12 protein-coding genes and 1 tRNA gene are annotated in these 12,846 nt (G+C 68.7%); 5 read left to right on the plus strand and 8 right to left on the minus strand.

Annotation, left to right across the window (positions count from 1 at the left end; all coding sequences use genetic code 11):
- Positions 1-195: 195 nt before the first annotated feature.
- Entirely contained in the window at positions 196-648 is a 453-nt protein-coding gene (locus tag DEJ28_RS00940; protein ID WP_111114113.1) for an SRPBCC family protein, read from the minus strand.
- 82 nt (positions 649-730) lie between these two features.
- On the minus strand, positions 731-1,729 hold the full coding sequence (locus tag DEJ28_RS00945) for a phosphotransferase family protein (protein WP_111114372.1): 999 nt from the start codon (positions 1,727-1,729) through the stop codon (positions 731-733).
- A 56-nt stretch (positions 1,730-1,785) separates the two neighbouring features.
- Between DEJ28_RS00945 and DEJ28_RS00950 the strand changes: the two genes are divergently transcribed.
- Together DEJ28_RS00950 and DEJ28_RS00955 are read left to right on the plus strand one after the other, a co-directional pair.
- A complete protein-coding gene (locus tag DEJ28_RS00950; RefSeq protein ID WP_181433577.1) occupies positions 1,786-2,328 on the plus strand; it encodes an amino-acid N-acetyltransferase in 543 nt (180 codons plus the stop codon).
- Between the two features lie 64 nt (positions 2,329-2,392).
- Positions 2,393-3,112, plus strand: coding sequence for a hypothetical protein (locus DEJ28_RS00955; RefSeq protein WP_181433578.1), 720 nt, complete (start codon positions 2,393-2,395; stop codon positions 3,110-3,112).
- Positions 3,113-3,204: 92 nt separating this feature from the next.
- Here the strand turns inward: DEJ28_RS00955 and DEJ28_RS00960 are convergent, their stop codons facing one another.
- Together DEJ28_RS00960 and cspE are read right to left on the minus strand one after the other, a co-directional pair.
- Positions 3,205-3,936 (minus strand): DUF3800 domain-containing protein, encoded by a 732-nt coding sequence (locus DEJ28_RS00960; protein ID WP_111114116.1) that lies wholly within the window; start codon positions 3,934-3,936, stop codon positions 3,205-3,207.
- A 119-nt stretch (positions 3,937-4,055) separates the two neighbouring features.
- A complete protein-coding gene (gene cspE / locus DEJ28_RS00965; protein ID WP_065963953.1) occupies positions 4,056-4,262 on the minus strand; it encodes a transcription antiterminator/RNA stability regulator CspE in 207 nt (68 codons plus the stop codon).
- A gap of 303 nt (positions 4,263-4,565) precedes the next feature.
- Here cspE and DEJ28_RS00970 point away from each other — a divergent pair, with 303 nt between their 5' ends.
- On the plus strand, positions 4,566-4,949 hold the full coding sequence (locus DEJ28_RS00970) for an SseB family protein (RefSeq protein WP_111114117.1): 384 nt from the start codon (positions 4,566-4,568) through the stop codon (positions 4,947-4,949).
- A gap of 59 nt (positions 4,950-5,008) precedes the next feature.
- Here DEJ28_RS00970 and radA read toward each other — a convergent pair whose 3' ends face one another.
- Together radA and DEJ28_RS00980 are read right to left on the minus strand one after the other, a co-directional pair.
- Positions 5,009-6,370, minus strand: a complete 1,362-nt coding sequence (radA, locus tag DEJ28_RS00975) for a DNA repair protein RadA (protein ID WP_111114118.1) — start codon at positions 6,368-6,370, stop codon at positions 5,009-5,011.
- 10 nt (positions 6,371-6,380) lie between these two features.
- On the minus strand, positions 6,381-7,358 hold the full coding sequence (locus DEJ28_RS00980; RefSeq protein ID WP_111114119.1) for an SGNH/GDSL hydrolase family protein: 978 nt from the start codon (positions 7,356-7,358) through the stop codon (positions 6,381-6,383).
- A gap of 142 nt (positions 7,359-7,500) precedes the next feature.
- On the opposite strand from DEJ28_RS00980, the gene DEJ28_RS00985 reads away from it, so the two are divergent.
- Positions 7,501-7,590 (plus strand) — tRNA-Ser (locus DEJ28_RS00985).
- 123 nt (positions 7,591-7,713) lie between these two features.
- Here DEJ28_RS00985 and DEJ28_RS00990 read toward each other — a convergent pair.
- A complete protein-coding gene (locus tag DEJ28_RS00990) occupies positions 7,714-8,214 on the minus strand; it encodes a MarR family winged helix-turn-helix transcriptional regulator (protein WP_111114120.1) in 501 nt (166 codons plus the stop codon).
- 47 nt (positions 8,215-8,261) lie between these two features.
- Positions 8,262-11,234: a glycosyl hydrolase gene (locus DEJ28_RS00995; RefSeq protein WP_111114121.1), complete on the minus strand. Its 2,973-nt coding sequence runs from the start codon at positions 11,232-11,234 to the stop codon at positions 8,262-8,264.
- A gap of 267 nt (positions 11,235-11,501) precedes the next feature.
- Here DEJ28_RS00995 and DEJ28_RS01000 point away from each other — a divergent pair, with 267 nt between their 5' ends.
- A complete protein-coding gene (locus tag DEJ28_RS01000) occupies positions 11,502-12,779 on the plus strand; it encodes an MFS transporter (protein WP_111114122.1) in 1,278 nt (425 codons plus the stop codon).
- The last annotated feature ends 67 nt before the right edge of the window (positions 12,780-12,846 follow it).

Here is a 12,846-nt window from a genome sequence, read left to right on the forward strand (position 1 = left end):
CATGATAAAACTGGACCAGCGCAACGGCCAGTCCCGACTACTCTGCCAGGGTCCGGCCCACCCGTCAGGTCGGCATTTCGTGGGGGGATGCCGAATCCGGGTGCGCGATCCGGGCGCTCCGGCCGTGACCAGATGACGGACTGGAGGCGCGGTGCCAGCTGGCACCGCGCCTCCAGTCCGTACCGGGGTTGCGTCCTAGGCCTGGACGTCGCCTCGCCAGCCCGGCTGGGTCGGGGCGTTCTCGACCCGCTCCTTGTAGTTCTGCAGGTCCTTCTTGACGGCGTGGCCGCCGACACCGACTGCGGAGCCGAGCTTCTCGAGGATGCCGGACGGCTCCCAGTCGATCTGCGCGGTCACGCGGGTCTCGCTGTCGGAGAGCTTGTGGAAGGTGACGACACCGGCGTGGTCGGTCTCGCCGTCCTTGACGGTCCAGGCGACCCGCTCGTCGGGGTGCTGCTCGGTGATGACGGCGCGGAACTCGCGCTGCTGGCCGGCGACCTTCACGGTCCAGTCGGTGGTCGTGTCGTCGATCTGCACGATCTTCTCGACCTCGTCGAGGAAGTGCGGGAACTCCTCGAAGCGGGTCCACTGGTCGTAGGCCTGACGGACGGGGACGTTGACGTCGACGGTTTCGATGATCTGAGGCATGGACTGGACGGTAGGCGGCTCGGGCTGGACGGCGTCCAGGCCGGTGTCCCCCGGGGCCGTGGTCTCCGCTGTCGGCGCCTCGCTACCAGGTGAGTGCGTCCAGGTGGTCGTGACCGGACAGCAGGCGGGCGACGCGGTCCCACGACGCCGACCGGACGTCCGCCTCGGGGTGGTGCGCCGCGATCGCCAGCTCGACGTACATGTCGTAGAACTGCAGCCGCTCGCGGAGGTGCTCCCGCTCGAACAACCCGGGGTACGCACCGCGCAGCCATCCCGGCACCTCGGCGAGCGTCGACGGGTCGAGCCCCTGGTGGGCGGGCGTCGGCGGGAACTCCCGCGACCGCGCACACCAGCGCAGGATCGTGTCGAGCTCGGCGTCGGCGGGTTGCGCGACCGCCTCGGCGAAGTCGATGAGCCCGGTGACGCGCCCGTCGTCGACCATCACGTTCGAGCCGTGCAGGTCGCCGTGCACCAGGACCGGGTCGTCGTCGGCGAACAACGGGAGCCGTTCCTCGACCCAGTTCGCGATCTCGGCGAGCAGGCCGGCGTCACGGCCGGGCATCCGACCGGCGGCCTCGACCTGCTGCAGGGTCGCCTGCACGACGGGCGGGTGGTACGCCGGCCACGGAGCGCCCGCGAGCGCGTCGGACAGCCAGGGCGGCAGCAGGTCGGACGGGACGGGGACGCGGTGCAGTGCGCTGAGTGCTGTGCCGAGGCTCTCGATCAGCGACCGCCGCGTCGACTCGTCGGCGGTCGGCCACGCCTCGTGCAGGGTCCGGCCGGGGAGGCGCTCCGAGACGTACCAGGAGCCGTCCGGGCCGTCGCCGTGGGCGATGTGCCGGGCGTGCGGGACGTCACTGCCGCTGAGGAGGTCGACGACGGCGGCCTCGTGGCGGTACGCGTCGCGCGCCGGTCCGTTGCTCAGCCGGACGACGTACTCGTCGCCGACCCAGGCGCGACTGACCCAGCCGCCCTTCGCGGTGAAGCGGCCCGTCGTCGGCAGGCCGGCGGCCGTGAGGCTCCGTCGGAGCAGCGGGCTGCTCGCCGGCTCCTCGCTTCGGGACGTTCCTCCATCGGACACGGAGTGAGCCTCGCACACACGCAGGTCCTGGTGCACTGCGCACTAGGGTGATGGGGATGACTGAGCACGGGAAGCACGCGTTCCACGAACGGGACGACCACGGCATCCTGGTGCGTCCCGCACTCGCCTCCGACGTCCCGCACATCCAACGGCTCATCGCGCCGTACGTCGACCGTCGGATCCTGCTCGGCAAGGAGAACGTCGCGCTCTACGGCTCGATCCAGCAGTTCCGGATCGCCGAGGGACCCGACGGTGTCCCCATCGGGTGCGGCGCGCTCGCCGTGTTCTGGGACGACATCGCCGAGGTCCGCACGCTCGCGCTCGACCCCGAGTGGATCCACAAGCGCGTCGGACACCGGATGCTCGAGGCCCTCGAACACGACGCCCGCGAGCTCGGTGTCGCACGCATCTTCTGCCTCACGTTCGAGGTCGAGTTCTTCGCCAAGCACGGCTACCTCGAGATCGGCGAGCGGGTCGTCTCGCCCGACGTCTACGCCGAACTCGTGCGGTCGTCGGACGAAGGGGTCGCCGAGTTCCTCGACCTCGCCCGGGTCAAGCCGAACACGCTCGGCAACACCCGCATGCTGAAGATCCTCTGACGCTTTCCGGTCCTGCGCGGCGGGGTGGCCTCGTGGTGCGGGCGCCGTTGTCTACCCTGTGCGCATGTCGTCGTTCCGTCACCCCGTCGGGCCCGAGCAGCCGGGCGTCTACTGGCGCCGTCGCGCGACCGTCGTCGGGGTGCTCCTGCTCATCGTGGTCGTCGTCGTGCTCATCGTCGTCGGACGGGGCAGCGGGGCGAGCTCGGCGGAGCCGTCTGCGACCGCGACTGCGTCTGGGGCGTCTGGGGCGTCCGGGTCGTCTGCTGCGTCGTCTGGGGCGTCTGCGTCGTCGGGGGCGTCTGGCTCATCGGCTGCGGCGACGCCCCGTGCGACGCCGTCCGCGTCCGCGTCATCTGCTGCGGGGGCATCGGCCGCTGCCGGGTCGACGTGCTCGAAGGACCAGATCCAGCTCACCCCGGTCATCGACAAGACCGCCTACGGCCCCACCGAGGACCCGAAGATCGCGATGGCGATCAAGAACACCGGGTCGGCGTCGTGCCACATGGACCTCGGATCGTCACAGCAGCTGCTCACCATCAGCTCGGGCGAGGAACAGTACTGGTCGTCGAAGGACTGCCAGACCGGCGGCACCAACCAGGACGTCACGGTGAAGGCCGGACAGACCCTGACCACGCCGGCGATCGAGTGGGACCGCACCCGCTCGTCGACGTCGACGTGCGACTCGTCGCGGCCGTCGGTGACCGGCGGGGGAGCGAGCTACCACCTGCAGGTGGCGGTGGGGAACCTCGAGTCGAAGGACTCGGTGCAGTTCATCCTCGACTAGCCCGGTTCAGCGGAGGCTGGTACCATCACGGCAAGTGGATTGGGAATGCCCGATCGGCGTCGAACCCCCGGTAACCGGGGGTTCTCGCTTTTTCAGGGGTACACCTTCAGGCCCCAACCCGTCTCCGACCCAGCCGGCGACTTCGGCATGCGCTCGAGGATTCGATCCCAGGCGCGGTTCGGCTGCTCCGGTCGCAAGAGATGCGTACCGATCGGCCGGGCGACGAGATCAGCGATCTGCAGACCGGCGCTGTTCGTCTGTTTGCTGGCGATCTTGAAGCGGAACGTCTCCGCCATCCCGCGCATCTTCGTCGTCATCATGATCCGGCCGAACTCCGCCTCGAGTTCACGGTCCTCCATCCGCCCCCGGCTCTCGAACACCACGAAGGTCTCACGCCTCGATGCTCCGCGATCCTGGAGCTGCAGGAAGACCCGCTCGAGCCCGAACTCCAGTGCCACGTGGTACGGGCTCGTGTCCTCGCCGACGCGTCGGAGGAACTCGTGCTTCCGGATCGCGGATGCGATCACACCAAAACGTTCATCGAAGACCGCGTCGATCCGCTCCATGAACCGGCCGCGAACCGCCGCGTTCAGGAGGATGTCGAACGGCGGGGCCGACTGCCGCATCTCGCGCTCATGCAGGACGACCATGTCGTGGTTGAAGAAATCGAACTTGATTCGTTGGACGAGCGGGACGACCCGGTCGACGTACACATCGACAGGGAAGATGCAGAACGCGAGGACGAACATCGGGTAGTCCGGGTTGATGCTCGTGAGACTGTGGTCCCCGCTTTCGTCGACGTAGACGATGTATCCGCTCCGCACAGGTACAACATATCAGCGAATACCAAGAAAATGGGCCCGGCGTCCGGAGGATGACGGGCCTGACATAAAGAACGGCCCCGTCGTCCAGAGGACGACGGGGCCGTTCGAAGCTGAGGTGATCAGCCGATGACGGTGATGTTCTCCGCCTGCGGGCCCTTACGGCCTTCGGTGATCTCGAACTCCACCTTCTGGTTCTCCTCGAGCGACTTGTAGCCGTTGCCACCGATCGCGGAGAAGTGGGCGAAGACGTCAGCGCTGCCGTCGTCCGGCGCAATGAAGCCGAAGCCCTTTTCGTTGTTGAACCACTTGACGGTTCCAGTTGCCATGATGGCGTTCCTTACTTTCTTGCCAGGCGAGGTTTTCACTGCCTGTCTTGCGAAGCGGTACTTGCTACCGCCGATCCAACGACCGATTGTCGTCGAATCGATGCGCCCCGCGGGCATTGGGCCGGCGGAACGGGTTCGGGGCCAGGCGGCCGGGGAAGGCCAGTGACCGATGGCGCTCGAGGTGCAGGGCACCGGAAGAACGATGGACTCCCGCCGAAGCGGTTGGTACCAACTTACAGGGTCCGAGCCACAAGGGAAGACCCGAAGTCGCTGAACGGCCATGAATCTGGTGGACTAGGGCTGATGGCAGACAAGGAACAGCGCTTCCGGAGCGAGCAGCTCGAGGAAGCCCTCGCGAAGCAGGACGTCGCAGCGGTGGCGTTCGCGCTGCGCAACGACATCGTGATCGTCCCCCGGCTCGTCACCGGCAAGAAGGACATGCAGGTGCGGGTGTTCGGGCGCGAAGGCTCCGAGAAGCGCATCCTGCTGCTGTTCTCGTCGGCGGACGCCTACACCGCGATGGTGCCGGACGAGAAGATCCGGCAGGTCATGGTCTACGACGGACCACGGCTCGAGGAGTTCCTCGCGGCGCACGTCGACTCGCTCGAGGGCGTGTTCTTCGACATCGCCGGACCGAACACCATGCAGGCGACGCCCGAGGACCTGTTGGCCGCGTTGCGCGCCTGAGTCGTTCTGCGCGTGTCGGCGCGTCCCGCTCCGCGTGTTTCGGGCTCCACGTGTTTCGGTCAGAAAGCGCGGTCGAGCTCGCGTTCCCGCTCGTTGCTCGCCAGTGAGAACGCGACGCGCAGGGCTTCCCGCAGGTGCTGCGAGTCCGACCCGAGCACGGTCGTGAACCCGAGACGTGCTGCCTCACTCGCGCGCTGCTTCGTGCCCGTGGTCGGCCGGATCTCACCGGCGAGGCTGATCTCACCGACCGCGGCCAGGGTGTGCGGGAACGGGCGGTCTCGTGCTGCGCTCGCCAGCGCGAGGGCGATCGCGAGGTCAGCGCCCGGCTCGGTGAGCTTCATTCCGCCGACCGTGGACACGTAGACGTCGGCATCGGAGAGCTTCAGCCCCGCGCGGCGCTCGAGCACGGCGAGGAGCATCGCCACTCGTGAGGCGTCGACGCCGTTCACGACACGGCGGGGCTGCGGCGCCGAGCTCGGGACGACGAGGGCCTGCACCTCGACCGGGAGCGCACGGCGTCCCTCGAGCGCGACCGTGACGCACGTGCCGGAGACCGGAGCGGTGTTCTTCGACATGAACAACCCGCTCGGGTCGGGGACTTCGTGGATGCCGTCGCCGGCCATGTCGAAGCAGCCGACCTCGTCCGTGGGGCCGAAGCGGTTCTTGAGGGCCCGGACGAAGCGGAGCGCCGTCTGCCGGTCGCCCTCGAAGTGGCACACGACGTCGACGAGGTGCTCGAGCAGACGCGGGCCGGCGATCGTGCCGTCCTTCGTCACGTGGCCGACGATGAGGACGGGGAGCGCGCGGTCCTTCGCGATCCGGATGAGGGTGGACGCCACTTCGCGGACCTGGGACGTGCCGCCGGCGATGCCGTCGATCGAGCTCGACGAGATCGTCTGCACGGAGTCCGCGATGAGGAGGTCCGGCTGCACTTGGTCGATCTGGCCGAGGATGACGCCGAGGTCGACCTCGCTCGCCAGGTAGAGGTCGTCGTGCATCGCACCGGTGCGCTCGGCGCGGAGTCGGACCTGGTCGACGGACTCTTCGGCGCTCACGTAGAGCACCCGTTTGCCGGTCGCTGCCGCACGCGACGCGACCTCGAGCAGCAGCGTGGACTTGCCGACGCCGGGCTCGCCGGAGAGCAGGACCGCTGCACCCGGCACCACGCCGCCGCCGAGGACGCGGTCGAACTCGCCGATGCCGGTCTGCCAGCGCTGGACGGTGGTGCCGCGGGCTTCGGTGATGGGGCGCGCGACCCGGTTGCCGGCGACGGCGACCGCACTCGTCCCGCGTGCGCTGACCGTTGCAGCGGCGGTGTCCTCGACCGTGCCCCACGCCTGGCACTCGGCGCAGCGCCCGACCCACTTGATGGACGTCCAGCCGCACTCGGTGCAACGGTAGAGAGACTGAGCGCGCGCCATGATCGTCAGGCTAGGGCGTGCCGCCGACATCACCCGGCTGGTCGTCCGGGCCGTCGTGCAGTGTCTCCGGGATCGGCACGGAGCCCGTCATCCGGTGGCGGAGTCGCTCGATGCGCCCCGGACGGTCGGCGTGGTCGAGGGCCTCGGCGCCGTCCACGTCCTGCTCCGCCCGCGCCGCAGCCACGGCACCGGCGTCAGCACCGAGGTCCTCTGCCTCGCGTGCGGAGAGGTAGTGCCGGATCGCCGCCACCACGTCCACCCGGGCATCGACCGCCGGTTCGAACGCGCTCGCCCAGATCTCGTACCCGCGGTCGTTCGGGTGGAACAGGTCCCCGTAGCTGTTGAAGAAGGTCCGGCGCAGCCCGACCCGCTTCGTGATGGTGTGCAGCGGAGCCACCGTCAGGCCGTACTCGGCCGCCACCCGGTGCACGATCTCGTTCGCCACGGCGACCTTGCGTTCACGGTCCGGCACGAACATGCACGGCAGCTCGGCGACGATCGCGTGCGACGGCACCGCACCGTAGATCTCACGGATGTTCCGTTCGAACTTGTCCGGGTGGAAGTCGGCGATGTCGTTCGCGCCGATCGAGACCGTGCAGATGTCCGGAGAGTAGTGGCGCAGCTTCGGGAGCTGGTCCTTCCGGGCGCCCCACGTCGTCGAGCCGGAGACGCTGAGGTTCACGACGCGGACGGACGTGCGGGAGCGGTGCCGGATCCGTCGTGCGAGCAGTCCCACGTAGCCCCGGTGCGGTTCGGTCGCGCCGACGCCCTGCGCTGCGGAGTCTCCGATCGCCAGGTACGTGATCTGCCCCTCGTGCTGCAGACGCTCGCGCCACCAGTCGGCGTGCACCGGGAGCATGTCGACGACACGACGTGCGGCGGCGCGCTGCCCGCGGACGCCGGCGCGGGCGCCGAAGGCCGCGCCGCCGAGGACGGTCAGTCCGCCGACGACCGACGTGAGCAGTGCGACGAAGGTGCGCGATCTCATGCGGTGGACGTTACGCGGCCGTCTTCGAGACCAGGTCATGCGTTGCTGAGCTGTGGACGAGGGTTTGTACCCGGCCGCCTGTGGAGGGCGAGGCGGCTCGCGGTGGCGTGACGGGCCTCCCGGATCGTGTAAACTCTTTCCCGGTACCGTGTCCGAGCGGCCGAAGGATCATGTCTCGAAAACATGTGTGGGGGCAACTCCACCGTGGGTTCAAATCCCACCGGTACCGCCACTGGATCGTCTGTGGGACGTCTCGCCACGACCTGCACGACGACCTCGAAGAGAGAGCCCCCGGCTTCGGCCGGGGGCTCTTCTCGTTCCTGACGCGGTTCCGCACCAACGGAGCGGCGTCGCGTCAGTTCCGGGCAGCGCTCATCGCATCGTGGCGGAGGCGAGCGAGGACCCGTCGGAGCGCTTCGACGTCCTTTGCGCTCCAGTGCGCGAGGACGATGTCGAGGTCCTCGCGGAGTTGCGCGCTGATCCGCTCGCCGTACTCCCGGCCCGTCCTGGTGAGGGCCACGAGCACGCTTCGATCGTCGGCCGGCGCCGGCACCCGGACGACGAGCCCGATGTCCTCGAGCCGATTCGCGATCTTCGTGAGGTTGGCCCGTCCTGTTCCGAGTGCCGCTGCGAGCACACTCGGTTTGGTCGCTCCTCGGTACGTCAGCTGGTTGACGACGAGGAACATGGACAGGTCCGCGACCGGGAAGTCGATCGCAGCCATCATCCGCTGACGGACCTGCTGACTGTCCGCCCAGTGCACGATGCCGGCGAGGGCCACCCGGATGTCGAACGGGTCGGGGTCGATGACGGGGCGGAGGTCCACGTCGTCACCGGTGTCGGTCCGTCGCGCCATCGTCCACCTCCTCAGGTCACCGACACTGTACCGAGCCGTCGCGCTGGTCACCGTCGCAGGAGGCGGACAGGACCGAGCAGCCCGTGATCGCGGACATGGGTGGTCTGCATCGCCTCGGTGTCACCGATGAGCTGACTGATCACGTCCGGCACGTCGTCGTAGTAGCCGCGCGCGAGCAGGCGGTTGTTGAGTGAGCTGGCGATGCGGACGACCACTTCGTTCCGCCCGCTGCGCAGGTCTTCGGTCACGTCGACCACGGGGTGCGAGGTGTCGAAACCCCGCGCCGGCCCGTCGTTGAGCACGACGGAGCCGAGTCCGCCGGACGTCGACCCGAGGTCGAGCAGGAAACGACCGACTTCCGTCCCGCGCTCGACGCTGAACGTGGTGGAGTACTCACCGACACCAGACACGTCCGGACCGACGGCGGACACGTCCTTCCACGGTCGCAACGGTCCGACGCCGGCGTCGAGGCGCTGGACGTCGGTGAGCGGACGGACCTCACGGGTCTCGTAGCCGAGACCGCGGTCCTCCGTCAGCAGCTCCTCGCCGCCAGCGTCCCAGCTCTCGACGACGAGGTGCCATTCGGCGAGTTCGGCGACGACATCGGCCGTACGAACCGAGTTGCCCGCAGTGGACGCGGTGTCGGCGGGCTCGCTCCGGTCGAGGGTCAGCAGTGCTGTCTCGCCAGGTGCCAGGTCCACCGTGACGATCGTGCGTCCGCCGGCCTGTCGGGATGCTCCGTGCGGAAGCACCGTGCCCGACCACGCGTCGATGCGGTGTACGGCCCCGATGCCCGGCAGGGCGACCTCGACGGTCGTCGGCCCCGCGGTCTCGTAGAGGAAGTGGTAGAGGTACACGTGCAGCAGGTCGCCGTCCTCGCGGAGGTGCGAGAGCACGTTCCGGTCGTCGGCGAGGAACTCGGCCCGACCGGTGACGCCGAGGCCGCGGAGCGCTTCGACCGTCCGTGCAGCGTCGTCGATCTCCGTCACCGAGGGGAGGGCCACGAGCCGTTCCATCGTCGCGGCGAGCTCAGCGTCCCGTCCGTCGAGGCCCGGCGTGCGATCGGCGGCGCGGGGGTGGTGCGTGTCGGTGCCGGCGACCAGGGACTTCAGTTCACTCGTGCCGTGCACCACGAGCACGGGGAGGCCTTTCTCGGCCCAGTCGACGAGCCTGGTGGCGACGTCGGCGTCGAGCGCGCTCTGGAACACGACGAGCGCCTGGTACCCGGGACCGTCCGGCTGTACGAGGCGGTCGTCCATCCGGACGTCGTCACGGAGCAGCAGCGACCCGTCGAAGAACTCGTACGTCCAGCCGGCGTCCTGCATGCCGAGGTCACGCCACCAGTGGTTCTCGCGGTCCCGCATCCACCGCTGCCCGTAGGCCACCTCGTCCGCCAGGCGGGACCCGTCGTGATCGCGGAAGACCATCCCGGAGGCGTTGTCCGTGAAGTGGTCGGTGTGCAGGACGCCGACGTCGATCCGGGGACGTCCCTGGCGGAGGACGTACTGGTAGCGGCCGATGGCATCGTTCCAGAGGGGGTAGAACTCCGATGCGGGCTGTCGTGTGTCGAATCGCTCGGAGAACATGCTCCACATGCCCTCGTGGCCCGGCCAGCGCGTCACGCCTTCCGCCCCGGTGGTGCTCGCCCAGCCGTGCAGGACGGTCTTCGTGATCCCGGCAGCGAGCTGCGTCGCGATGATCTGGTCGTAGAACCGGTGGTCGAGCATGTGGTTCCGCGTGGTCGCACCGGTCTCCGAGGAGTACTGCTTCCCGAACAGGTGCGCCGGTCCACCGAGCAGCCGGTACGCGTCGATCTGGGACGCGAACTCGAGCGACTCGGTCTCGATCCCGTCGACCTCCGGGCCCGGTCGGGTGAGTTCGAACGGCAGCCCGTAACTGATCTCGGAACGGAGCGTCATGCCGTTCTGGTGCAGGAACGCGGCGAACGGCCGGAGCATGTTCTCGATGTAGAGGTCGGTGAGGGTCTTGACGTAGTCGAAGCGCACCTTCTCGACGTCGACGGCTTGCTCGGGTTCCGGCTGGGCGTGGTACGTCGTGCTCGACGCCATGAAGGGCGCGCTCCTGGTGAGGAACGGCAGCCACGGCGTGATGTCGTAGCCCCGACGGGTCCGGAACTCCTCGGCGACGTGCGCACCCCAGAAGAGCCCCCCGGCTCCGTGGGTCGACAGTTCGAGGGAGTCCATGTACATCTGCGCGCGTGGGTTCCGGGCGACCTCGGCGCGGAGCTCCGGTGTCAGGACGACGTGCTCCCAGTAGTCGATGACCGCGTCGACCCCTGCCCGCTCGAGGTAGTTGACGGTCCAGTTCACGGTCGCCGACGGGGACGCCGTCTGTCCGGTGCCGTGGCTCCAGAACGTGGAGAGCCGCCACGTGCCGTCATCTGGCGCCGTCCAGTCGAGGGACTCGTCGTCGACCGCTGCCGTCAGGTCGATGACGGAGCCGGCGTCGAGCACGACGGCGGTGGAGCCGTCGTCCGACGTCTCCTGCCCCTCGACGATCCGTGTGGCGACGACCGCGACGAGGGTCTGCACCCGGACCGGTCCGCGCTCGCCGGGCAGTGCCGTGTGCGCGATCGGAGCGTCGAGGTCGATCCGCCGCAGCCGGCCGGAACGGGACGTCCCACCCACGAGTTCTTCGTGCACGACGTCGAGCTCCTGGGCGGCGGCGGGGTGGTCGGCGTCGATGGTGGGCACGTTCGCGTTCGACCAGTTCGTGCCGGAGGTGAAGCTGACCGACATCCCGCGGGACGTGGTCTCCTCGACGACGATCTGCGAGTCGTGCACCCACTCCTCGGAGCCCCACCCGTACCGGCTGTGATCGATCGCGCTCTCGTCCATCGCGAGGAACTCCATGCCGCCGAACCCGAGTCCGTGCGCGGTCTCGACCTCGCGGCGGAGTGTGACGTCCGTGTGCAGGCCCTCTGCGAGCCACCAGCGCAGTTCCGGCCGGTACTCGATGGTGGGACGGGCGACGCCGCGGGCGAGGTCGTCGATCGACATGGTGTTCTCCTTCGAACGGGGGCAGCGACAGTGCTGCTGCGACGACCGTAGGCCTCCGAGCTCATCGACGTCAATTTCCTCAGGAAATCAACAACGTTCCGTAAGCAGCAAGAATCCTGCCCGTTCCCTTGTGGCCGCGTCGGGCTCCGGGCTACAGTTCCGCCGACTGGTTGAACCGTTTCACCAGTGCCGGCCAGACGTTCAAGGGAGAACGCAGTGAACTGACTTCAGCACCCCCGCCCGTGGTGGGTCGCCACCGTCTCGGGCATGGCGTCGTACATCGACGCCGCCGCCATCGTGAGTTCGGGCACCGCGCTCGTGCTCTACCAGCAGTCCATCGGCGTCACCGGCGCGCAGATCGGAGTCCTCTCCGGTGCGCTCACGTTCTGCATCGCGATCGGAGCGCTCACGGGTGGCCGCCTCGGAGACCTCTTCGGTCGTCGAGCGGTCTTCATCGTGACGATGGCGATGACCGTGATCGGGGCGTCAGTGCTGGTGGCGAGCCCCGGCTTCACCGGGCTGCTCATCGGGACGATCCTGGTCGGACTCGGGACCGGAGCCGACCTCCCGGTCTCACTCGCGACGATCGCCGAAGCGGCCACCGACGAGAACCGGGGCAAGCTCGTCGGGTTCTCGCAGGTGCTCTGGTTCGCGGGCATCCTCGCGACCTACGCGATCTCCACCGCTGTCGGCGACCTCGGTCGGGTCGGGGGCCAGATCATGTTCGCCCACGTCGGCGTGGTCGCTCTCGTGGTCCTCGTCCTCCGGTTCACGATCCCGGAGTCTGCGGCCTGGTCTGACGCGCGGGACGAGAAGGCCGCCGGCGTCACGACCGTCCGCGCATCTCGCCACGGCCTCCGCGACGTCCTCACGCAGCGGATCTTCCTGGTCCCGTTCCTCGCGCTGCTCGTCTTCTACACGTTCACGAACCTGGGCGCGAACACCGGCGGACAGTTCGGCGCCTACGTCGCGGTGAACGTGGTCGGACTCTCGGTCCCGTTCTTCTCGACGATGAACCTCGTCAGCGTGCCGGTCGGCATGCTCCTCGCGTTCTGGTTCATGCGGGTCGTCGACAGTCGTCTCCGCATGCCGTTCTACGTGGTCGGAGCGGTCTGCCTGGTCGTGAGCTACGGGCTGCCGCTCGTCTTCGGGTTCTCGCTCCCCACCCTCGTTGCGATGCTGGCGTTCGGCGCGGTGGGCAATGCGTTCGCCTTCGAGGCGATCATGAAGATCTGGTCGCAGGAGTCGTTCCCGACGCTGCTCCGAGGCTCGGTCCAGGGCACCGTCATCGCGGTCGCTCGTGTCGCTGCGGCCCTCCTCGCCCTCGTGACGCCGCTGCTCCTCGACCATCCTGAGGTGATGTACGGCATCCTGACCGCGCTCGTCGCCGTTGGCGTCGTCGTCGGTTGGCTCGCGTTCCACCGTGCGGTGTTCAACGCGTTCACGATCGAGGGCAAGGACCTCGCTGACGCTCAGGAGGCGCTCTTCGCCGCCGGACTGCGCGATGACGCCCCGGCTGCGGCAGCCCGACGCGACCGGCGCTGATCCGCGGTCCGTCAGTGCGGCTCTCGTCGTGGGCGGACGACGACGGGAGGCCCGTGGCGGCGTCGCC

Source organism: Curtobacterium sp. MCPF17_002 (genome assembly GCF_003234115.2).
Lineage (GTDB): Bacteria > Actinomycetota > Actinomycetes > Actinomycetales > Microbacteriaceae > Curtobacterium.

Bases quoted from the DNA above. Each gene is read 5' to 3' on its own strand.
- DEJ28_RS00940 (WP_111114113.1), bottom strand. From the start codon at position 648: ATGCCTCAGATCATCGAAACCGTCGACGTCAACGTCCCCGTCCGTCAG.
- DEJ28_RS00950 (WP_181433577.1), top strand. From the start codon at position 1,786: ATGACTGAGCACGGGAAGCACGCGTTCCACGAACGGGACGACCACGGC.
- DEJ28_RS00955 (WP_181433578.1), top strand. From the start codon at position 2,393: ATGTCGTCGTTCCGTCACCCCGTCGGGCCCGAGCAGCCGGGCGTCTAC.
- cspE (WP_065963953.1), bottom strand. From the start codon at position 4,262: ATGGCAACTGGAACCGTCAAGTGGTTCAACAACGAAAAGGGCTTCGGC.
- DEJ28_RS00970 (WP_111114117.1), top strand. From the start codon at position 4,566: ATGGCAGACAAGGAACAGCGCTTCCGGAGCGAGCAGCTCGAGGAAGCC.
- radA (WP_111114118.1), bottom strand. From the start codon at position 6,370: ATGGCGCGCGCTCAGTCTCTCTACCGTTGCACCGAGTGCGGCTGGACG.
- DEJ28_RS00980 (WP_111114119.1), bottom strand. From the start codon at position 7,358: ATGAGATCGCGCACCTTCGTCGCACTGCTCACGTCGGTCGTCGGCGGA.
- DEJ28_RS00990 (WP_111114120.1), bottom strand. From the start codon at position 8,214: ATGGCGCGACGGACCGACACCGGTGACGACGTGGACCTCCGCCCCGTC.
- DEJ28_RS00995 (WP_111114121.1), bottom strand. From the start codon at position 11,234: ATGTCGATCGACGACCTCGCCCGCGGCGTCGCCCGTCCCACCATCGAG.
- DEJ28_RS01000 (WP_111114122.1), top strand. From the start codon at position 11,502: ATGGCGTCGTACATCGACGCCGCCGCCATCGTGAGTTCGGGCACCGCG.